The sequence below is a fragment of the Arthrobacter sp. UM1 genome (assembly GCF_020483305.1).
Taxonomy (GTDB): Bacteria; Actinomycetota; Actinomycetes; order Actinomycetales; family Micrococcaceae; genus Falsarthrobacter.
Map to the genome: position 1 here is coordinate 1 of NZ_JACWAB010000012.1, position 20,009 is coordinate 20,009.

The 20,009-nt window shown below is 71.8% G+C and carries 14 protein-coding genes; 5 read left to right on the forward strand and 9 right to left on the reverse strand.

Translation table 11 applies throughout. From position 1 onward, the window contains the following. Window positions 1–99: 99 nt before the first annotated feature. The 3 genes from H9I38_RS10445 to H9I38_RS10455 are packed head-to-tail and all read right to left on the reverse strand — an operon-like array spanning window position 100 to window position 2,524. The gene (locus H9I38_RS10445; RefSeq protein WP_226338797.1) at window positions 100–861 is read right to left on the reverse strand and encodes an SDR family oxidoreductase; all 762 of its coding nucleotides are present in this window, start codon (window positions 859–861) and stop codon (window positions 100–102) included. A gap of 5 nt (window positions 862–866) precedes the next feature. Next, on the reverse strand, window positions 867–1,937 hold the full coding sequence (locus tag H9I38_RS10450; RefSeq protein WP_226338765.1) for an NAD-dependent epimerase/dehydratase family protein: 1,071 nt from the start codon (window positions 1,935–1,937) through the stop codon (window positions 867–869). A gap of 2 nt (window positions 1,938–1,939) precedes the next feature. Next, entirely contained in the window at window positions 1,940–2,524 is a 585-nt protein-coding gene (locus H9I38_RS10455; protein WP_226338766.1) for a dihydrofolate reductase family protein, read from the reverse strand. A 258-nt stretch (window positions 2,525–2,782) separates the two neighbouring features. Between H9I38_RS10455 and H9I38_RS10460 the strand changes: the two genes are divergently transcribed. Next, window positions 2,783–3,721 carry an EamA family transporter gene (locus H9I38_RS10460; RefSeq protein WP_226338767.1) on the forward strand — a complete coding sequence of 313 codons (939 nt, stop codon included), beginning with the start codon at window positions 2,783–2,785 and terminating at the stop codon, window positions 3,719–3,721. Window positions 3,722–3,746: 25 nt separating this feature from the next. Here the strand turns inward: H9I38_RS10460 and H9I38_RS10465 are convergent, their stop codons facing one another. Together H9I38_RS10465 and H9I38_RS10470 are read right to left on the reverse strand one after the other, a co-directional pair. Beyond that, window positions 3,747–5,804 carry a DUF6541 family protein gene (locus H9I38_RS10465; RefSeq protein ID WP_226338768.1) on the reverse strand — a complete coding sequence of 686 codons (2,058 nt, stop codon included), beginning with the start codon at window positions 5,802–5,804 and terminating at the stop codon, window positions 3,747–3,749. Window positions 5,805–5,867: 63 nt separating this feature from the next. Then, complete coding sequence (locus H9I38_RS10470) at window positions 5,868–7,961, reverse strand: DUF6541 family protein (RefSeq protein ID WP_226338769.1); 2,094 nt, start codon at window positions 7,959–7,961, stop codon at window positions 5,868–5,870. Window positions 7,962–8,185: 224 nt separating this feature from the next. Between H9I38_RS10470 and H9I38_RS10475 the strand changes: the two genes are divergently transcribed. Further along, a complete protein-coding gene (locus tag H9I38_RS10475; protein ID WP_226338770.1) occupies window positions 8,186–9,280 on the forward strand; it encodes a glutathione S-transferase family protein in 1,095 nt (364 codons plus the stop codon). A 180-nt stretch (window positions 9,281–9,460) separates the two neighbouring features. Continuing rightward, on the forward strand, window positions 9,461–9,868 hold the full coding sequence (locus H9I38_RS10480) for a hypothetical protein (protein WP_226338771.1): 408 nt from the start codon (window positions 9,461–9,463) through the stop codon (window positions 9,866–9,868). 27 nt (window positions 9,869–9,895) lie between these two features. Here the strand turns inward: H9I38_RS10480 and H9I38_RS10485 are convergent, their stop codons facing one another. The 4 genes from H9I38_RS10485 to H9I38_RS10500 all read right to left on the reverse strand — a co-directional run bounded on the left by H9I38_RS10485 (window position 9,896) and on the right by H9I38_RS10500 (window position 15,579). After that, a complete protein-coding gene (locus tag H9I38_RS10485; protein WP_226338772.1) occupies window positions 9,896–10,063 on the reverse strand; it encodes a hypothetical protein in 168 nt (55 codons plus the stop codon). 249 nt (window positions 10,064–10,312) lie between these two features. Beyond that, window positions 10,313–13,306, reverse strand: coding sequence for an exo-alpha-sialidase (locus H9I38_RS10490; protein ID WP_226338773.1), 2,994 nt, complete (start codon window positions 13,304–13,306; stop codon window positions 10,313–10,315). Window positions 13,307–13,473: 167 nt separating this feature from the next. Beyond that, the gene (locus H9I38_RS10495; protein WP_226338774.1) at window positions 13,474–14,190 is read right to left on the reverse strand and encodes a FadR/GntR family transcriptional regulator; all 717 of its coding nucleotides are present in this window, start codon (window positions 14,188–14,190) and stop codon (window positions 13,474–13,476) included. Window positions 14,191–14,598: 408 nt separating this feature from the next. Beyond that, the gene (locus H9I38_RS10500; RefSeq protein WP_226338775.1) at window positions 14,599–15,579 is read right to left on the reverse strand and encodes a PRC and DUF2382 domain-containing protein; all 981 of its coding nucleotides are present in this window, start codon (window positions 15,577–15,579) and stop codon (window positions 14,599–14,601) included. Window positions 15,580–15,996: 417 nt separating this feature from the next. On the opposite strand from H9I38_RS10500, the gene H9I38_RS10505 reads away from it, so the two are divergent. Then, window positions 15,997–18,516 carry an MDR family MFS transporter gene (locus H9I38_RS10505; protein WP_226338776.1) on the forward strand — a complete coding sequence of 840 codons (2,520 nt, stop codon included), beginning with the start codon at window positions 15,997–15,999 and terminating at the stop codon, window positions 18,514–18,516. Between the two features lie 208 nt (window positions 18,517–18,724). After that, a complete protein-coding gene (gene kynU / locus H9I38_RS10510; RefSeq protein WP_226338777.1) occupies window positions 18,725–19,999 on the forward strand; it encodes a kynureninase in 1,275 nt (424 codons plus the stop codon). Window positions 20,000–20,009: the final 10 nt, after the last annotated feature.

A 20,009-nucleotide genomic window follows, 5' to 3' on the forward strand; every position in this document is an offset into this window, starting at 1 on the left:
GCGTTTCGTGCGATTTCAGGCCGAATTCCGCACGAAACGCGCCACAAACCGGGGGGCTTGGGGGCCCAGGGGGCCCGGGGCGGGCTTGGGGCCGGGCCCTCAGCCCTGGGCCGCGATCCACTCCCGCAGGGTCTGCGCGCCGCGGCGGACGTCCCCGTGCGGCACGAGCGAGTCGTCCGTGATGGGCGCACCGAAGTAGGGGGCGTCCTCGGCGGGCTCGACTTCCCACTGCTCGCCCTTGGCCTGGAAGACCTCGCGGATGGCCTGCGGCATGGGCAGGCGGTCCGGGCCGGCGATCTCGACGACGGCGTCGTGCGCCGGGCCCTCCGCAATCTCGGCCACGTAGTCCGCGACCTCCGCGAGCGCCACGGGCTGGAACGCGTGCCCCGGCGCCACGATCTTCTTGCCGCGGGCCGTCTCCTCGACCATGGACATGGACATCATCTCGATGAACTCGAAGAACTGCGCCGCCCGGACGATCGTGAACGGCACGCCGGATCCGCGAACCGCAGCTTCCTGGACCTCCTTGGCCCGCATGTAGAAGCCCTGGTTGTCCGGCCGGCCCACACCGATGATGGACAGCATCACGTGGTGCGCCACCCCCGCCCTGGCGGCCGCGTCCGCGAGGGTCTTGCTCGAGACCTTGAAGAACGCCTCGACCTGCTCCGGCTCGAAGCTCGGCGGGTTGGTCAGCTCGACCACCACGTCCGCGCCCTGCAGCGCATCGTCCACGCCCTCGCCGGTGACGAGGTCCACGCCGGTGGAGCGGGAGGCGCGGACCACCTCGTGCCCGTTCTTCTCGAGAGCGTCCGAGACCAGCGTTCCGCTGGCTCCGCTTGCTCCGATGACCACGATCTTCATCCTGTTCACGCCCTTTCGACGTAGTCGCGTGCTGTGTCTTCGATGGTGGTGCGCGCAGGCCGGGCTGTCCACCCCAGGACGTCCTGGGCGCGCTGGGCGTTGACGGTGAGGTGCCGGCCCAGCATGGACACGAGCGGGTGCAGGTTCTTGTCCAGCTTCGCGGCCAGCCGGAACGCCACGTCCGGCATCGTGACGACGCGCCGCGGCCCCTTCTTCTCCGCTCCGGGCCGGGCCGGGTTGACGGCGCCCGCGGCGGCCATCTCCCGCCGGACCCCGCCGGCGATCTCCGCGACCTGCTTCATGGTGAGCACTTCGCCCGCCGTGAGGAAGCGGTGACCGGCGGCGGCCGGCCGCTCGAACGCGTCCACGAGCAGGCTCGCGACGTCCCGCACGTCCACCACCGCCATCTCCACGCGCGGAACAGCGGGCATGCCGCGCCCGGTGACCATGCGCTCCACCATCTGGGCCGAGCTCGCGCTCACGCCGGGCAGGGCCGGGCCGAGCACCGCCCCGGGCAGCACCGTGGCGAGCTCCATCCGCGGGTGCGCGACGGCGAACTCCCACGCCGCCTTCTCCGCCAGCACCTTGGAGAGGCGGTACGGGCTGAGATGAGGGCTCTCCGGGTCGGTCCAGAGGTTGTCGTCCATGACCACGTCCCCGTGAGCCGCAGGCGTGCAAGCCGCAGCCGAGGAGACGAGGACGGCCCGATCCACCCCGGCCCGCTCGGCCGCGCGGAGCACGCGCAGCGTCCCCTCGACGGCGGGGCCCACGAACGCCTCCACATCCTCCGGGTCCTCCGGGTTGAGCGGGGACGCGACGTGCAGAACGCCGTCGACACCCCGGAGCGCGGCGTCCCAGCCGGCGTCCGAGGAGAGGTCCGCCTCGACGAACTCGATGCGGTCCACGAGATCCGAGGACACGCCCCGGATCGCCGAGGAGACGGCCTTGCGCACGCCGTCCGCCTTCGCGAGCGAGCGGACGGTGGTCCGCACGCGGAACCCCCGGTTGACGAGCTCCACGATGGTCCAGCTGCCGATGTACCCGGATCCTCCGGTGACCAGAACGGGGCGCGCCATGCCTAGCCCTTCACCACGTCGAAGGCGGACATGCGGATGCCGTTGCCGTAGGAGGCGCTGTCCACGAGCTTGAGCATCTGCTTCTCCGGCCCCGCCGCGGACTCGGGGAAGAGGCGCTTGCCCTGGCCCACGAACACGGGGAACTCGAGGAAGTGGTAGCGGTCCACAAGCCCCGCTGCGGCGAGCGACTGGACCAGGCGGGGCGAGCCGTGCACGTAGATCGGCGCGCCCTCGCCCTCCTTGAGCGCCCGCACGTCGTCCAGCGAGCGCAGCAGGTGCGAGTTCTCCCAGCCGGAGCCGGCCACGTCCTCCTCGGACAGCGTCTCGGAGACCACGTGCTTGGGCATCGCGTTGTAGAGCGGGAACTCGTCCGGCATGTTCGGCCAGGCGGACGCGAACTCCTGGAAGGTGACGCGGCCGAGCAGCAGCGCGCCGGCCTCCTCCTGCTCGCGGCCCTTCATCTCGTAGGCCTCGGGCAGGAACTCGATGTCCTTGAACGTCCAGCCGGCATGGGGATGGGTGCCGATGCCGGGGGAATCGACCACTCCGTCCATGGAGACGAGCTCGGTGACGATGATCTGGCGCATGGTTCTCCTTGGGGATGGGTGCCGCGGCCGCTGCAGGGCCGGCCGGCGCCGGCCGGCGCCGGCCGGCGCCGGCCGGAGGGCCCCGGACTGCACTCAGCCTAACGCCGTGCCCCTCCCGCCGGAGACGAATGTGGACAGCTTTCTGACCGGGCCATTCTGACCACGCCGCTCCGACCACGCCGCGGACGCCCGTCTGGACGGCGCCCGCTCGGGCGAGCACACTGGGACGGATCACTCCCCCGACCCCGGAGGCGCCCCATGCCGCAGCCCGCCGCCCCGCGCGGAAGCACCTCCCCCGCAGGCACCTCCCCCTCGGCCGGACGCGGCCCCGGCGTGGCCCTCGTCCTGGGCTCCTGCTTCTCCCTCCAGTTCGGCGCGGCGCTCGCCACGAAGCTCTTTCCGGCCCTCGGGCCGTGGGGCGTCTCCGCGCTGCGGCTCAGCCTCGCGGGGGTCATCCTCCTGGCCCTCGTCCGACCGCGGGTGCGCGCCTGGTCCCGCCGGCAGTGGTGGGCCGTGCTGCTCTTCGCGTTCTCCCTCGCCGCGATGAACGGCACCTTCTACTGCGCCATCGCGCGGATTCCGGTGGGCCCGGCGGTCGCCGTCGAGTTCCTGGGGCCGCTCATCCTCTCGGCCTGCCTCTCCCGGACGGCCCGGGATCTGCTCTGGGTGGGCGTGGCGTTCGCGGGCATGGGCCTCCTCGGGCTGGACTCCCTCCTCTCGACGACGACGGGGCTCGATCCCCTCGGCGTCCTCCTCGCCGGCATCGCCGGCGCCTTCTGGGCGCTCTACGTGGTGTGCAGCGCCCGTGTGGGCCGCGAGGTTCCGGGCCAGGACGGCCTCGCCGTGGCGATGATGCTCGGCGGGTTGGCCCTGCTGCCCGTCGGCGGCGCCTCGGCGGCGAGCGCGTTCACGCAGCCGGCGGTGCTCGGGCTGGCCGCCCTCACGGCGCTCCTCGCCTCGGTCATCCCGTACTCGCTGGAGATGGCCGCCCTGCGCCGCCTTCCCAGCGCGGTCTTCAGCATCCTGCTCAGCCTCGAGCCGGTGGTGGCCGCGTTCATGGGGTGGGTCCTCCTGGGCCAGGCCTCGGGGCCGCTGCGGCTGCTCGCGATCGGCCTCGTCGTCGCCGCGAGCGTGGGGACGGTCCTCTCCGCGCCGCGGAGGGCCGGGGAGACGAACGGGGTGGCCGAGTCCGGCTGATCCTGCCGGACCCACGGAGCCTCGCTCAGCCGCACCCCGTCACGGTGTAGAGGCGCGCCCGCCCCTCGAGGTCCACGAGTGCCACGCCCGGCCGGCGGTCCAGACCCTCTGTGCCCGGCAGGGGACGCTTGGCGTGGGCGAGGTAGGGCGGCCCGAAGTGGAGCGCGTGCCGGGCCCCCGTCCGCTTCACGGCCTCGCACACGGCGTAGTCCGTCCCCGCCAGGCCCCACCGGTCCAAGAGCGTCTGGGCGTCCGCCGAGACCCGTCCGTGGATGTGCGGCTTGAGCGTCGTGAGGCCCGCGAGCGCATAGACGAGCGACTCCCCGTTCCGCGGGTTGGCCACGATCACGGCGTCCTCCCCCACGAGCGCGGGAAGACGCTCGATGAGCCGCAGCTCGTCCGGGGAGATGAGCGCAGACCGCGCCCCCATCGAGTAGACGGAGTTGATCCGGGACTGCTCCCCCGTGAGGGCCCCGCGCTGGAGGATTCCGACGCCGACGACGAAGACACCGGCGGCCAGCACCCCGCCGAGCACCCGAACCGGACCGCGCCAGCGCACTGCTCCCTCGCCCTGCGGGCCCGGCACGCGACGCCGGAGGACCTCCCACGCCCGCTCCCAGAGCTGCGCCGCCCGCGCGACGAGGGAGACGGCGCCCACGACGGCGACCGGCACCGCCGCCACGGGAAGGAGGGCCACGAGGCGAGGCGGGTCGTTGTACCAGTTGCCCGTGAAGAACGTCCTCACCGGCCCGAACGGGGTGGCCGCGGCGATGAGGTAGAGCGCAGCCGCCATGCCGAACATCCCGAGCGCCCACCGGGGTCCCGAACGCGTGAAGAGCGCGAGCACGCCCGCCCCGATGAGCAGGAGCATGAACTCGCCGTGGGGCAGCCCCGCCGCGGTGCCGGTCAGGATCTCGCCCACCGCATGGGACCAGCTGCGGTTGGGGCTCCACGTGGAGGCCGCGGTCGGCGGGCGCAGCAGAACCCAGGCCGCGAACCCGCCGGCCAGGTACGCGCCGGCTCCGGCGCACGCCAGGGTCCTCGTGCGGCCGCCCTCGGCCCAGCGCCGCCGCGTCCAGACCGCCACGAGGGGCAGGGACAGGGCCACGAGCGCCAGGAACGCGCTCGGGTGGGCCAGCAGCATCCCCGGCAGAACCCCGGCCAGGACCACGGCTCCCCGGGCAGGGCTCGCGCCCGGCTCCCCGTGCGCCACGCCGAGCATCTCGAGCACGGCCGCGAGCGCCGCGGGAAGGAGGGCCGTGGCCAGGTGGGTCGGGTAGAGGACGCCCATGTCCACCATGAGGTACGGGAAGGAGGGGAACGCCGGGATCACGGCGGCCGCGGCGAGCAGGGCCGCGGGCCGGGACCCGGCCACGCAGGTCACGAGCCAGAGGGACGCGAGCGGCCAGACGACGGCGCCCGTCACGATGTTGAACGTGTTGACCGCCTCCGGCACGGTCAGCCCGAGCGCTGAGGCCGCGAGCGCCGTGACGTCATGCCACGCCGCCGGGTAGAAGGCTCGGGACGCCGGGGTGAGGTTGCCCAGGGTGAGCGAGGAGCCGTGGCCCGTCTCGAGGATCGTCCGGACGGCGTTGAGGTGGTAGACGTTGTCGAACGTCTGCGAGATCCCGGACAGCCCCCGGAAGCCGGAGGCGTAGCGGTACGCGATGATGCCGCCGGCCACGGCCGCCGCGCCCGCGAGCAGCCCCCGCCGCAGAAGAACCTCCCCGAGGAGCCCCGTCCGGGAGAGGACCGGGAGCCGCTTGAGATCCGGGAAGCCCAGCCGCGGCTTCAGCACCCGCGCGGACGGGCCCCTCCGCTTCCTCACGAGCAGCCGCACCGCCCACGCGGCCGCGGCGGCCACCGCCGTGCCGATCGCGTAGGCCCCGATCCCCCAGCCGAGGCCGAGCCTGTTCCACAGGACTGCGGTGACGGCGGCGAGCGTCGTCGCCATGGGCACCGCACCCGCCGCGAGGGCGAGCCCGCGGACTCCGGCGGCCCGCAGGACGAGCGCGCCGGGAACGGCGAGCAGGAGGGCCGCGCCGAGGACGGCGGGAAGAGCGAGAGTGAGAGCGGAAATCATGCTGGGGCTCCTTGTCCGGACCACCCAACACTACCGCATGTTATTTCTATGCTCCGGTCGGCCTCATCCGCAGGCCGTCAGGCGGTAGAGCTTCGCCTTGGCCCCCTCCTGTGCCACAAGCTCCACGCCCGGACGCTTGTCCAGGTCCGTCAGGCCGGGCAGGACGGGATGGGTCCAGGAGACGTACGGAGGGCCGAAGTCCAGGGCGTAGTCGGCCTTCTGGCTCCGCACGGCCCGGCACACCGCGGGGTTCGAGGCGGCCTCGCCCCAGTGGTCCAGCAGGAGCTGCCGCTCCGCGGAGACGGCGCCGTGCACGTGCGGCTTGAGCACCGGCACCCCCTCGAGGGCGTAGGCGAGCGAGCCGCCGTTGCGCGGGTTGGCCACCACCGCATGGCCCTGGGGAACCAGGCCGGGGAGCCGCTCCAGCAGCCTCCGCTCGGGCGCGTCGAGGAGTGAGGACTCCGAGTTGACGAGGTACCGCTTGGCGATCTTCTTCTGCTCCGTCTGCATGGCCTCGCCCTGGAGGCCCGCTCCGATCGCTGCGAGGGCAAGCGCCGTGATCGCCGCCGAGGCAGCCAGGCGCACGTCGATCCGCCGCAGGCGCCCGTCCTCCGCGAGGCCCCGGGCGGGCGCGCGCGTGAGCAGGCGCACCGCCGCCAGCAGGAGCGCCTCCGCCCCGATGACGACGACGGGCGCCGTCACCACGGGCAGCAGGGCGGCGAGACGGTTGGCGTCGTTGTACCAGCCACCCGTGAGGAACATCCGCAGCGGCCCCACGGGGAAGCCCGCGCAGACCACGTACAGCACCGCCCCCACCGCGAGCATCCCGAGCATCCAGCGCTGCCGCTGACGGAGGAGCAGGACCGCGATGCCGGCGCAGCTGAGCACGAGCATGGGAAGGCCGCCGGCGAGACCGAGCGGGGTCCCCGTGAGGACCTCGCCCACCGCCTGGGCGACGGTCCCCTCCGGCGGCCAGTTCGCCGCGGCCGCGGGCGGGCGCGCCTTGATCCAGAGCGCGAGTGTCAGGGCGGCGTAGGCACCGAACACCCCGCAGAACACGAGGAAGCGCCGCCGCTGCCGCGCGCCGAGACCCCGGGAGGCCCACTCCCGCACGAGCCGGGCGAGCATGAGCGGCAGGGAGAAGGCGAGCAGCGCGAGGACCGTCGTCGGATGCGAGAGCATCAGCCCCGGCAGGACGCCGCACAGGAGGACGGCGGGATGCGCGCTCCCCTCCCGGACAGGCCCGCGGGCCAGGCCGAGCAGCTCGACGACCGCGCCGAGCGCGACCGGCAGGACAGCCACCGCGAGGTGCGTGGGATAGAGCACGCCCATGTCCACGAGCAGGTACGGGAAGGCGGGGAACGCAGGAGCGACGACGCCCGTGAGCAGCACCGGCAGCACCCGGCTCCCGGTCACGCGCGTCACGAGGAAGAGGAGGGACAGCGGCCACACGAGTGCCCCGACCACGATGTTGACGAGGTTCACCGTCACGGGGATCGAGAGGCCCAGGAAGGAGACCGCGAGCGCCGTGACGTCATGCCACGCGGCGGGATAGAAGCCCCGCGTCTCCGGCGTGAGGTTGCCGAGGGTGAGGGAGGAGCCGCTGCCGGTGTCGAGGATCGTGCGGACGGCGCTGAGGTGGTAGACGTTGTCGAACGTCTGGGAGACGCGGTCAGGCGCCCCGAACCCGTGCGCGTAGCGGTAGAACACCACGAATCCGGAGACGACGACGGCGGCCGCGCACGCCAGCGCGAAGACCGCCTCGGGTCCCCGGCCTCGGAGCGAGTCCGCCCAGCCCCGGCCCCGGCCCCGGAGAGCGCTCGCCCGGACTCGGCTCAGGGCCGAGCTTCCCGCGGGGCGGTGCCGGGCCGGGCTTTCCCCGCGACGCAGACGGGCCGAGCGGGCGCGGAGGATGCGGACGCCCAGACCCGCGAGAGAGAACAGCACCGTGGCGGCGAGCAGGAGGGGCACCGTGAAGCGGAGCCCCAGGGGCTGAGCCAGGACGGCCGTGATCGCCGCGATGCCCGCCGTGGCCGGGACGGCGCCGGCCGGCACGGCGAGTCCCCGCACGCCCCAGGCGCGCAGGGCCACTGCGCCCGGCACCGCCAGGAAGAGCGCGGTGGCCACGAGCCACGGAACGGTCTGCATCCAGCTCATCGTCTCTCCCCCTTGAGAATCGGACCCAGCATACTCGTCGGTTAGGAATCCTATGAAAACGAGGGAGTCTGGGCCACAGTCCCTGCCGGGCCGGTGCCGGCGCTGCGCCAGGGCCGCGCAGACGGGGGCCAGGCCCGCGGGCGAGGAGCGGCCCCGCGGACGAGGGGTCTTGCGTCGTCGTGACTGAGGAGTAGCCTTGCAGGCGAGAGGAAGGTGTTTCAAAAGTGAAAGACACGGACGCCGTTTCCCCCAGCCAGGGCGAGCCCCGCTACCGGGACGAGACCCACGACCAGAAGGGCTCCTACGTCCACCCGGGCCAGGAGTTCACGCGAGACACGAACTACATCGAGTCGCGGATCACCGCGGACGGCCGGGACGGGTACCCGGTCGAGGCGAACCGCTACCGGCTCATCGCGGCGCGCGCCTGCCCGTGGGCCAACCGGGCCATGATCGCGCGGCGGATCTACGGGCTCGAGGACGTCATCTCGCTCGGCATCGCGGGCCCCACGCATGACAAGCGCTCCTGGACCTTCACCCTCGACCCGGATGAGAAGGACCCGGTCCTCGGCATCCACTTCCTCAAGGACGCCTACGAGAAGCGCTTCCCCGGCTACCCCCGCGGCATCACGGTCCCGGCCATGGTGGACGAGCGGACCGGCGAGGTGGTCACCAACGACTTCCCGAGCATGACGCTGGACTTCGGCTCCGAATGGCGGCAGTTCCACCGCCCCGGCGCGCCGGACCTCTACCCGGAGCGCCTGCGCGCGGAGATGGACCCGCTCATGAAGAAGGTGTTCACCGAGGTCAACAACGGCGTCTACCGGTGCGGGTTCGCCGGCTCGCAGGAGGCCTACGACCAGGCCTATGACCGCCTCTGGACCGCGCTCGACGAGCTCGAGGAGCGCCTCTCCACCCGCCGCTACCTCATGGGCCCGAGCATCACCGAGGCGGACGTGCGCCTCTACCCCACGCTCATCCGGTTCGACGCCGTCTACTACTCCCACTTCAAGGCCAACCGCCAGCCGCTCTTCACCCTGCCGAACCTCTGGAACTACACCAAGGACCTGTTCCAGACGCCCGGATTCGGCGACACCAACGACTTCGAGCAGGTCAAGGAGCACTACTACGCGGTGCACACGGACATCAATCCGACGGCGATCGTCCCCAAGGGCCCCTCGCTGGAGCGACTCCTCGAGCCGCACGACCGCGACCGCCTCGAGACCGACACCTGGGGCGACGGCGGCACCCCTCCGCCGCCTCCCCTCAAGGCCGAGGTGCCGGACCCGGCCCACACCCCGCTGCGGGTCGAGGGGCGGTAGAGGCAGCGGCGGACGAGTCGGGAGGGGGACGACGGAGACTGCGAGGCGCATGTCCACCCGCCCCTGAACAGACATGTATAGGGGTGGGTATACTCTTTTCATGAAGGATGCAAAGCGTGCTGCGCAGCATCGAGAGCGTCGTAGGTCATGTTCCGGACGCATGGAAGTGAAGGAGTGACGATGGCCAGAGAGAGGTACACGGCGGTGGCCACGCGCGAGGGGAAATGGTGGATCGTTGACGTCCCCTCGATGGAGGAGCGCACTCAGGCACGCTCCCTGGCGGAGGTCGAGGAGATGGCGCGGGATCTCATCGCTCTGGTCCTCGACACGGATGCACACAGCTTTGACCTTGACCTCACTGTTCAGACACCGAGGTCGGTGAAGCAGAGGCTCGGCGAAGCTGCGGAACTCGAGCATTCAGCGCAGCGCGTGCAAGCCGAAGCAGCCGAGGTCCGGCGAGCCGCGATCAGAAGCCTTCGAGAGGACTACGGACTCTCGGCCGTGGACATCGCCCGTTCGCTCGGCATGAGCCGTGGACGGGTCTACCAGCTCCTGGAGGAGAGGCCGCGCAGCAGCCGGGTCGCCTGACCAGAGCAGTGGGGACCACGCACCCGCTCACCGGACAGAACGCCGGGTGAGAAAGACCCCCGCCGCACACGCAGCCACGATGCCGACGAGGATCCACACGAGCCACATCGCGAGCGGCGAGCTGCCGGCCAGGATGCCCGGGATCGCAAGGATCAACAGGGCTCCTGACAGTGCCAGCCCGATGATGAAGGCCACCCGTTGACGAGTCTCAGACATGCCGTTCACTCCTCACGTCGAGCGGCGGCCTCCACGCTTCTCGCGGCCAACCCCGGCACCGCTCGTTCAGGCCGAACCTGACAACAGGCTGACACGGACGCCACGGCCCAGAGCCGATTGTTGCGCCTCTGTGACCGGGGGCCCGTTCGCCGCCCCGCCCGTGAGGGAAGAACGGCACGAGGCCCGCCCCGAACCGTGCAGCTCGGAGCGGGCCTCGTCAGCCGGGCGTCAGCCCTGCGGCGCCTCGGGCTCGTCCTTCCGGCGGCGCTTCGCCCCGACGAGCCACCACAGCCCGCCGAGCAGCGCGACGCCCGCGGCGATGACCACTCCGCCCGGCACCGGCGAGGCCTGGGAGGCGTTCCTCGCCTGCGCCGATTTCGTCGCCGACGCCGAGGGCGAGGCTGACGGTGTCGCGCTCGGCGCAGTCGAGCTCGGCGCGGACGGCGCACTCGCCGAACCCGAGCCTGCGCCCGAGCCCTTCGCCTCGGCCTTCTCGCCGGCGGCGCCCTTCGACGCCTCGGAGGCCTTCTCGGCCGCCTTCGCCCGAACCGCGGCCGAGGGGCACGTCATGATCGGCGCCTTGCCGGCCGGCTTCCGGACAGCCCCCGCCGGCGGCACGCGCTTGGCCGGCTTCGGCAGCGCGATCCGCCCCGGCCTCGCAGGCGCAGCCGCCCCGACGGGGATGGGCGCGGTCCTCGGGTCCGTCATCGTCGCCATCGGCATCCGAACGGCCTTCGGGGGCCGCGACGGCGCAGGCCTAGACGTCTGGTCCTTGGGCGCCTGCTTCTTCGGCGGCTCGACTCTGGACGGCGACGACGACGGCGGCTGCGGCATCGGCCGCTCCGACGGCACCGGGACCGGCTTGGGGGCCGGCTGCTCGGGGGCGGGCGCCGGTGTGCTCGGAACAGCGGGCTTGACCGGCTCTGCCGGCTTCGACGCAGACGGCGTGCTCGGCATCGGCGGCGTGCTCGGCTTCGGCGACGGTGCGGGCTCGGGCTTCGCCGCGGGAGGCTCGCTCGGCGCGGGCTTCTCCGGCTGAGGCATCGGGGCCGGCGTCGGCGTCTTCGTCGGGGCCGCGCTCGGAGCGGGCGCCGGCTTCGGCGATTCCGCCACCGCCGGAGGCTGCATCGGAGCGGACGGGCTGCTCGGAGCTGGCGTCAGACTCGGCGCCGGCGTGGGAACCGGCGCGGGCGGGGTCGGCACAGGCGAGGGGGCCGGCGTCGTCGTCGCGGGCGGAACCGGCGGCGCAGGCGGAGCCGGCTGCACAGGCGGAACCGGCTGCGCCACGGGGACGCGCGGGCCCGTCGCGGAGACGGTGGTGGTGAGGGCCGGGTTGGATCGGGCCGTGAAGGACATTGAGGCGGCCGGCTGGAACCAGCCGCGCTCCACGTCCTCCTGCGTCACGGTGTGCACGGCCGTGCTGCACGTGTAGTGGCCGTTCGCCGGGAGGTTGAGCCAGCGGCAGTTGGGGCGGCCGGTCGTGAGGAAGCCCTTCTCCAGGTTGCCGGAGACGGGCACCGCGTCCACCGCCTCGGCCGTGGTGCTGCGCACGCGCAGGCCCACCTTGACCTGCTCGCCCACGCGGAGCGGCTGGGCGGCGTAGTCGCGGGGCTCGAGCACCCACACCTCCACCGTGCCCGTCACTGCCAGGGGAGTCGGCGCCACCGCGCTGAACGTGCCCTGCGCCCGCTGGCCGCCGGCCGTGACCACCACGGCCTCGAGCCGCGTGGTGCCCTGCGCGCCCGAGGGGGCCCGGAGGTCCAGGCCCACGGTGATGGACTGGCCCGGGTCGAGGCGGGGCAGCGCGATCCGCGGCGCACTCCAGCCCTCAGGCGTGTCCACGGTGACGGCCGCGTCCACGAGCGGCTCGCTGCCCGTGTTGGTCACGGTGACGGGCACCTCCGCGAAATCCCCCGGCGTCACGGCGGTCTCCGGCGCGGAGACGGCGGCGCAGGTGTAGTTGAGCCAGGCGTCGTCGAACGAGGCGAAGGACATGCTCGCCGTGTACCCGGTCTCGTAGAGCACCCCGATCCGGCCCTCGTTCAGCCGCGTGGCCGTCGAGTAGGCCGAGAAGCCCGGGCGCACGGTGCGGACGCTGGACCAGGTGGCGCCGTCGTCGCAGGAGACCCGCGCGGAGACGTTCCGGCGGTCCCGCTCGTGGTTGGAGTTGGTGAAGAGGAGCTTCCGCGCGTCCGGGCTGCCCTGCGGCGCGTTGGGGAAGAGGCGCGTGATGGAGCCGTTGTTGCGCGGGTCCGTCAGCCTGCGGTCCAGGGTCACGGGGCCCCAGGTCCGGCCGCCGTCGTTCGAATAGGCCACCTTCCGGAAGCCCTCGCGCGCGAAGTTCCGGGAGTTGAGCATGAGCCGGCCGTCGGAGAGCTCCACGACCTTGTTCTCGTCCATGTCCATGCCCACGGGCTCGCCGCGCTGCCAGGTGGCGCCGTGGTCGTCCGAGTAGACGGAGAACGCCTGCATCGTCTCCCGCCCGTCCGCCTGCCGCACGAACCCGGCGAACTGCTGCACGAGCCGCCCCTTGTGCGCACCGTACTTGAGCTGGATGCCCTGGCCCGAGCTCGCGAACACGGTGCGGATGCCCCCCGCCTTCGCCTCCTCGCGGCTCACCGCGCTCTTCGCGACGGCGGTCACCGAGCGCGGCTCGCTCCACGTGAGCCCGCCGTCCGAGGACTCGACGACGACGGCGCCCATCACCGCCCGGTCCGCGTCGTCGGCACCCCAGGCGCTGTGCAGCAGGCCGGTGTCCTTGGAGTGCACGAAGAACGCGAAGACCGTGCCGTTCTCCTCGTCCACCACGAAACTCGGATCGGAGTACCCGAACTTTCCGGCCCGCGCCGCGTCCCCGCCCGGGCCCCGCGTGCCGTCCGCGCCGGTGAGGCTGCCGGTGGCGATGAAGCTGTAGTCGCTCCACGTGCGGCCGCCGTCCGTGCTGCGGCGCATGATGATCGAGTTGGGGTTCGGCGCGTCCGCGGAGGAGCCGGGCCTCGCGTCCCAGGCGGCGAGGACCACGCCGTTGCCGAGGTGCGCGAGCGCCGGGATCCGGTAGAAGAACTGCTTCTCCGTGCGGTCCCGGGCGAGGTTCTGCTCGGAGAAGTCGCCGGGCCCGCCTCGCGGGTCCAGCACGGGCAGCGGCTCGGCGGCGGCGCCGGCCCCGAGGGAGGCCAGGGCGAGCGACGCCCCGGCCGTGGTGAGCCACGTGGGCTTGTTCATGGTTTCCTCCTGGGACACTGCGCTGGATCATGCAGTTCTCATCCCAGGTGTCATTCTATGGAGTTCGCATCACACGTGTGTTCGCTGTGACACTGCGTGACGCTCTCGGGCGCCGCGCGACGCCCTCGCCGTCGGGCACTCAGAAAGGGGCGCCCAGGAGGGGGCACTCAGCGCGGGGCGCGAGGGTCCTCGCCGAGGTCCAGCCCGCTCGAGGCCCGGACGGCCTGGTCCATGTGGCCCTCCATCGCGTCGGCGGCGGCCTCCGCATCCCCGGCCCCGAGGGCCTCGAGAATGCGGGCGTGCCACCGGATCGCCCCGGCCCTCGCCTCCGACGACGCCGCCGTCTTGAGCCTCGCCGCCACGAGCACCTGGTCCAGCGCCGAGAACGCCCCGGCCAGGAACGCGCTGTCCGCGGCCGCGGCCACCCCGCGGTGGAACTCGAGGTCGGCATGCGCGCTCCGTGCGGAGTCGCCGTCGGCGTCGGCCCGCTTCATCTCCGCGAGGCAGTCGCGGAGGGAGCCGAGCTCGGAGGAGGTGATGCGCTCGGCGGCCAGGCGCGCCAGGGAGACCTCGAGGACGCGCCGCGCCTCGAGCAGCTGGCCCACCAGCCCCTCGGGAGCCGGGCTGAGGCGCGAGCGCAGGGCGAGGACGTCCGGATCGAGCACGCTCCAGGACTCGAGCGGCGCGACGCGGCCCCGCCGGCCGTGCCGCACCTCGATGACGCCCCGGGACGCGAGGCTCGTCACCGCCTCGCGGACGGTGAGCCGGGAGACGGCGCACTCTTCGGCGAGGACGGCCTCGGCAGGCAGCTCCTCGCCGATGGGGAACGAGCCGTCGGCGATGCCGCCCAGGATGCGCTGCGCCGCCGCCTCCGACATCTTCATGGGGACTCCTCTGGGTGACCGGACTGCGAGGGGCCGCTTCGTGTCCGCTCACCCATATCATGCCCCATCGCCGGGCCGATTCCGGGGCAGCGGGCCGGACAGATCGGTGACGATTCTGAAAACGAGAACCGTTATTCCGGAAAACGGCATCGATTAAGCCGGACTCGGGCGGGCTCGCGGCTGGATCGCGCCCCTTTTCCGGAAATCGGTGACCATTTTATAAATGAGCATCGATGTCAACACGCGCGCCGTGCCCGGAGCAGCCCCCACACACAGAAGAGCCCCGCCCGGACGGATCCGGGCGGGGCCCTTTCGCGTGGCCAGGCGGCTCAGCAGCGGGAGCGGTCAGCCCCGTCTGCCAGGCCGCGGCGGCGCCTCATCGGGCGCCCCGGCCGTTCGGCGACTGCCTCAGCGGCGGTCGTTGCGGCCATCGCGGCCCTCGCCGCGGCGGCCGGCCTCGTCGATGTCGATCTCCTCGCGGCGGACCTCGCCGGACACGCGCTCGGTGTCCTCGCGGACGTCCTTGTCGAGGGAGACGCGCTCGGTGGCGACGGTCTCGGTGCCGACGACGGGGCGCTCCTCGTGCGTGGTGATGACCGTCTCCTCGCCGTCGCCCTGGAAGGCGCGGTCACCGCTGACGCGGGCCTCGGCGGAGTTCGGGTCGATCTTCTCGCGCTCGATGTGGACCTCCTCGCGGCGGACCGGGACCTCGACGGTCTCGCGGTCGGTCACCACGTGCTTGCGCAGGCGCATGCGGCCCGTCTCGCGGCGCTCGGTCTCGCCGGTGGCGCGGAGGTGCTCCTCGTGGGCGACGACGTCGTTGTCGCCCGCAGCACCCCGGCCTGCCACACCCTCGCGGTCGCGAAGGTCGCGGTCGCCGTGCTCGTGGCCGCGGTGCTCGTGCTCGCGGTAGCCCTCGCGCTCGCGGAGGGCTTCGCGGTCCTCGACGCCGTCGCGGTTGTGGTGGCGCTCGTGGTCGGCCGAGACGCCTGCGGCAGCGCCGGCACCGGCGACACCGCCCTCGACGCGGCCGTGGTCGTGGCGGTCGTGGTCGCGCACACCGTCATGACGGCGGTCGCCGCCCATCTGGTAGTACTCGTAGATGCGCTGCTCCTCCTCCGGCGTGAGGTTGCCGTCCGCATCGATGTTCGGAGCGTCCTTGACGAACTCCTTGTCGAACGGAACCGTCAGGCCGTCAGCGGTCTGCTGGGCCTTGTCGAGCGGCACGAAGGTCTCCTTCATGCCGAACAGGCCCGTGTTCACCGTGGCGAACGTCGGCTGCTCGGTGCTGTCGTCGAGGTAGACCTCGCCGACCTTGCCGATCTTCTCGCCGTTCGAGCCGAAGACCGTGGCGTTGCGGATGGAGTCAAGGTTGATGTTCGCAGTCATCGTCACTCCTTGTTATTCGTCGGATTGCTGAACAATCTGATCGCGAGTATTACCGCTTCCTCGCAGCTACGAGATTCACACTTGTAGGAATTCCGATAAAACGCAACCGGCGCAACCCGGTTCCCTGAAAAGTCCAAGGTTCTGCCCAGGTGGGCGAAACCGGCGCCCGGGGACGGCGGCCGAGCGCGCCCCCGCTCGAGTGTCGGACGTCACCGGATGCCGCTCTCGCCTTCAAGTGCATAAGGCACTAAACTGTTCGAGGCCTTCCGGGACCTCGCCCCTGATCCCTGGGATCGACCCGCATTCCCCACGAAGAAGCCCACCCGGCGCCCGACGGCGTGCGCCCGCCCACGGCTCGCGCCTCGCGCGAACGCCGCCCCCAGCAGATCCACACTTCTTCAACCGTTAGGTTTCTCTATGTCCGCCACGGAGACCAAGCCAGCGGAGGCGCAGTCCGACTCCCCCGTCATGTCCCAGAGGCAGATCATGCTCGTCATGGTCGGCCTCATGTCCGGCATGTTCCTGGCTTCCCTCGACCAGACGATCGTCGGCACCGCCATCCGCACGATCGGCGATGACCTGCACGGCCTCGACAAGCAGGCCTGGGTCACCACCGCGTACCTCATCACCTCCACGATCGCCACGCCGATCTACGGCAAGCTCTCCGACCTCTTCGGGCGCCGGCCGCTCTACATCTTCGGCATCGCGGTGTTCATCGTCGGCTCGGTCCTCTCGAGCTTCTCGACCTCGATGATCATGCTCGCCGCCTTCCGCGCGGTCCAGGGCCTCGGCGCCGGCGCGCTCATGTCCCTGCCGCTCGCGATCATGGGCGACATGCTCGCCCCGCGCGAGCGCGCCAAGTACCAGGGCTACTTCCTGGCCGTGTTCGCGGTCTCCTCCGTGCTCGGCCCGCTCTTCGGCGGCATCTTCTCCGGCGCGTCGGAGATCCTCTTCATCGCCGGCTGGCGCTGGGTCTTCCTCATCAACGTGCCGATCGGCATCCTGGCGCTCGGGTTCGTCATCGCGTTCCTCCACCTTCCGCGCTTCCACGACCACGCCCGCCCGCGGGTGGACTGGTTCGGCGCCGCGGCCGTCATCCTCACGCTCGTCCCGCTCCTGCTCGTGGCGGAGCAGGGCCGCGAGTGGGGCTGGACGTCGTCGAGCTCGATCACGTGCTACGTGCTCGCCGTCGTCGGGCTCATCGCCTTCATCCTCATCGAGTCCCGCATGAAGACCGCCGCGATCATCCCGCTGCGCCTCTTCCGCTCGGAGACGTTCTCCATGGCCACGGTCCTCGGCTTCCTCGTGGGCTTCGCGATGTTCGGCGCCATGATGACCATCCCGCTCTACCTGCAGATCGTCATCGGCCTGACGCCCACGGAGTCCGGCTTCGCCACGCTCCCGATGGTGCTCGGCATCATGAGCGCCTCGATCCTCTCCGGCCAGATCATCGCCCGCACGGGCAAGTACCGGATGTTCCCCATCACGGGCACGTTCTCGACGGCGGTGGGCTACTTCATCCTCACGTTCATGGCGATCGACAAGCCGCTCTGGCTCCTCATGATCGGCATGTTCTTCATCGGCTTCGGCCTCGGCCAGCTCATGCAGACGCTCACGCTGGCCACGCAGTCCGCCGTCGAGCCCCGGGACATGGGCGTGGCGACGAGCGCTTCGACGTTCTTCCGCCAGATCGGCGGCACCATGGGCACCGCGGTGCTCCTCTCGGTGCTCTTCGCCGTGATGCCCACGAACATCTCCAACGCCACGAGCGACGAGGCCAACCTGCGCCCCGCCCTCTCCGCCGCCCTGGACCCGTCCGTGGCAGGCAAGCCTGAGAACCAGGGCGTCATGGAGAAGATGTGGAACCCGATCGTCAACCCGATCAAGGACAACATCCAGAAGCAGCTCGACGCGGGCACGGCCAAGGGCCAGCAGGCCGCCGACCAGGCCGTCCAGCAGAAGGTGTCCGAGGCTGTGAAGCAGCAGGTGGACGCCGGCAAGATCCCGGCCGCGATGGCGCCGAAGATCATCGAGGAGCAGGTGGCCAAGGCCCAGCCGCAGGCCAAGGAGCAGGTCCTCTCCACGGTCGCCGAGAAGGCCCACGCCTCCGTCAAGGACGGCAAGGTCCAGGTGGACTGGTCGAACCAGTCCCAGCGCGACTACTGGGTGGACCAGCTCGCCCCGAAGATCTCGGAGAAGGCCAAGGACTCCACGAAGGACAAGAAGAGCTCCGACTCCTCGACGAGCGACACCTCCTACCTCAACGGCGCCGACGCCCGCCTGACGCGCCCGTTCATGCTCGGCTTCAACGAGTCCTCTCGGAGCATCTACTGGGTGGGCCTCGGCGTCATCCTCCTGGCGTTCGTCCTCTCCTGGTTCTTCAAGACGCCGCCGCTGCGCCGCACCTCCGCGCTGCAGCAGCAGGCCGACGACAAGGCCGCCGCGGACAAGGCGACTGCTGACAAGGCGGACGCGGAGAACGCCGACGCTGGAAAGGCGGACGCGGGGAAGGCCAACACTGCGAAGGCCGACGACGGCGCACTCGCCGCCGGGGCCGGCACCGGCGCGGCCGGGGTCGCGGCAGAGGGCGGAACCGAGGCGGACCACCGCGCGGACCGCACCGCCCCGCGCCACTCCTCGGGCCGCTCGGCCGAGCGCGTGGCCTCGCGAGCCGTCACCCCGCCCCGCCGGGCCGTGGGCTCGGACACGAACGCGGCTTCTGAGGGCCAGCCCGAGGCTGAAGCCGGCCGCGGCGAGGGCCAGACCGAGAACCGGGACGGGCTCGGCGCAGGCCACGGCGTCAGCTCCAGCGCAGAGACCGGGCTCATGAACTCGGCCTCCACCGTCTCGCCGTCCCCGACGGGCTGCGAGGACTACACGGACGGAGTCGAGGGCGGCGAGGACGGCTCCAGCGCCGTCGAGCCCCCGCGCCGGTAGCCCGGTCCGCTGGGCCCATCCCGCTTGTGCACCCGGTTCGTTCGGTTTCAGCCCTGAAATCCGAACGAACCGGGTGCACAAGCCTTTTAAGACTGCGCCAAGCCGCCCCGCCGCCCTGCCTCACCGCCGCCCTGCAGCCCCGGCTTCCCAAGCCCGTCCCCGCCGCCCTAGGCTTCTGGGGAAAGACCACTGTGTGAGGAGTGCCACCATGCCCGCTGCCGCCCCGTCCACGCGCGAGGACTGCCTCGAGCTCGACCGCCGGGACCCGCTCGCCCGCTTCCGCGAGGAGTTCGTGCTGCCGGAGGGGGTCGTGTACCTGGACGGCAACTCCCTGGGCGCGCGGCCCAAGGGGGCCTCGGAGCGGGCGGCGCAGGTGATCGAGCAGGAGTGGGGCGAGGGGCTCATCCGCTCCTGGAACACGGCCGACTGGTTCACCCTCCCCGCCCGGCTCGGGGAGATGGTCGGGCGCTACCTCGGCGGCTCAAGCGGCACCGCCGTCGTCACCGACACCACCTCGATCAACCTCTTCAAGGCCGCGAGCGCCGCGCTCCGGATCGTGGAGGAGCGCTCGCCGGGGCGGCGCGTGATCGTGACGCAGCGGGAGAACTTCCCCTCGGACATCTACATGATGGAGGGGCTCGCGGAGCAGCTGGGGCAGGGGTACGAGGTCCGGCTCGTCGAGGACGAGGACCTGGTCAGCCGGCCGGAGTCGGTCATCGACGAGTCGGTGGCGCTCGTCCTCCTCACGCACGTCAACTACCGCACGGGCCGCCTCTTCGAGATGAAGGCCCTGACCGAGGTCATCCACGCAGCCGGCGCGATGGCCCTCTGGGACCTGTGCCACTCGGCGGGCGCCCTGCCGATCGACCTCGAGGCCGCCAACGCGGACATGGCCGTGGGCTGCACGTACAAGTACCTCAACGGCGGCCCGGGCTCGCCGGCGTTCATCTGGGTGGCCGAGCGGCACCAGGACGCGTTCGCGCAGCCGCTCTCCGGCTGGTGGGGCCACAAGGAGCCCTTCGCGATGACGCCGCACTACGAGCCGGCCTCCGGCATCCGCCGCTACCTCACGGGCACGCAGGGCATCATCTCGATGTCCGTGGCGGAGCTCGGCCTGACGCTCGCGGCGCGGGCGGACATCGAGGAGGTCCGCGCAAAGTCGCTCGCGCTGACGGACCTCTTCATCGAGCTCGTGCGGACGCGGCTCGCGGACCATCCGCTGACGCTCGTCACGCCGCTGGAGCACGAGCACCGCGGCTCGCAGGTGAGCATCGCGCACCCGGAGGGCTTCGCGGTCATGAGCGCGCTCATCGCCCGCGGCTTCATCGGCGACTACCGCGAGCCCGAGATCCTCCGCTTCGGCTTCACGCCGCTCTACACGAGCTACGCGGACGTGTGGGACACGGTCGAGGCGCTGCGGGACATCCTCGACAACCGCCTCTGGGACAAGGACGAGTTCAAGACGCGCGGCGCGGTCACGTAGGCCGGCCGGC

Coding starts and splice junctions, on each gene's coding strand:
- H9I38_RS10445 (WP_226338797.1), bottom strand. CDS start 861: ATGAAGATCGTGGTCATCGGAGCAAGCGGAGCCAGCGGAACGCTGGTC.
- H9I38_RS10450 (WP_226338765.1), bottom strand. CDS start 1,937: ATGGCGCGCCCCGTTCTGGTCACCGGAGGATCCGGGTACATCGGCAGC.
- H9I38_RS10455 (WP_226338766.1), bottom strand. CDS start 2,524: ATGCGCCAGATCATCGTCACCGAGCTCGTCTCCATGGACGGAGTGGTC.
- H9I38_RS10460 (WP_226338767.1), top strand. CDS start 2,783: ATGCCGCAGCCCGCCGCCCCGCGCGGAAGCACCTCCCCCGCAGGCACC.
- H9I38_RS10465 (WP_226338768.1), bottom strand. CDS start 5,804: ATGATTTCCGCTCTCACTCTCGCTCTTCCCGCCGTCCTCGGCGCGGCC.
- H9I38_RS10470 (WP_226338769.1), bottom strand. CDS start 7,961: ATGAGCTGGATGCAGACCGTTCCGTGGCTCGTGGCCACCGCGCTCTTC.
- H9I38_RS10480 (WP_226338771.1), top strand. CDS start 9,461: ATGGCCAGAGAGAGGTACACGGCGGTGGCCACGCGCGAGGGGAAATGG.
- H9I38_RS10490 (WP_226338773.1), bottom strand. CDS start 13,306: ATGAACAAGCCCACGTGGCTCACCACGGCCGGGGCGTCGCTCGCCCTG.
- H9I38_RS10495 (WP_226338774.1), bottom strand. CDS start 14,190: ATGAAGATGTCGGAGGCGGCGGCGCAGCGCATCCTGGGCGGCATCGCC.
- H9I38_RS10500 (WP_226338775.1), bottom strand. CDS start 15,579: ATGACTGCGAACATCAACCTTGACTCCATCCGCAACGCCACGGTCTTC.
- H9I38_RS10505 (WP_226338776.1), top strand. CDS start 15,997: ATGTCCGCCACGGAGACCAAGCCAGCGGAGGCGCAGTCCGACTCCCCC.
- kynU (WP_226338777.1), top strand. CDS start 18,725: ATGCCCGCTGCCGCCCCGTCCACGCGCGAGGACTGCCTCGAGCTCGAC.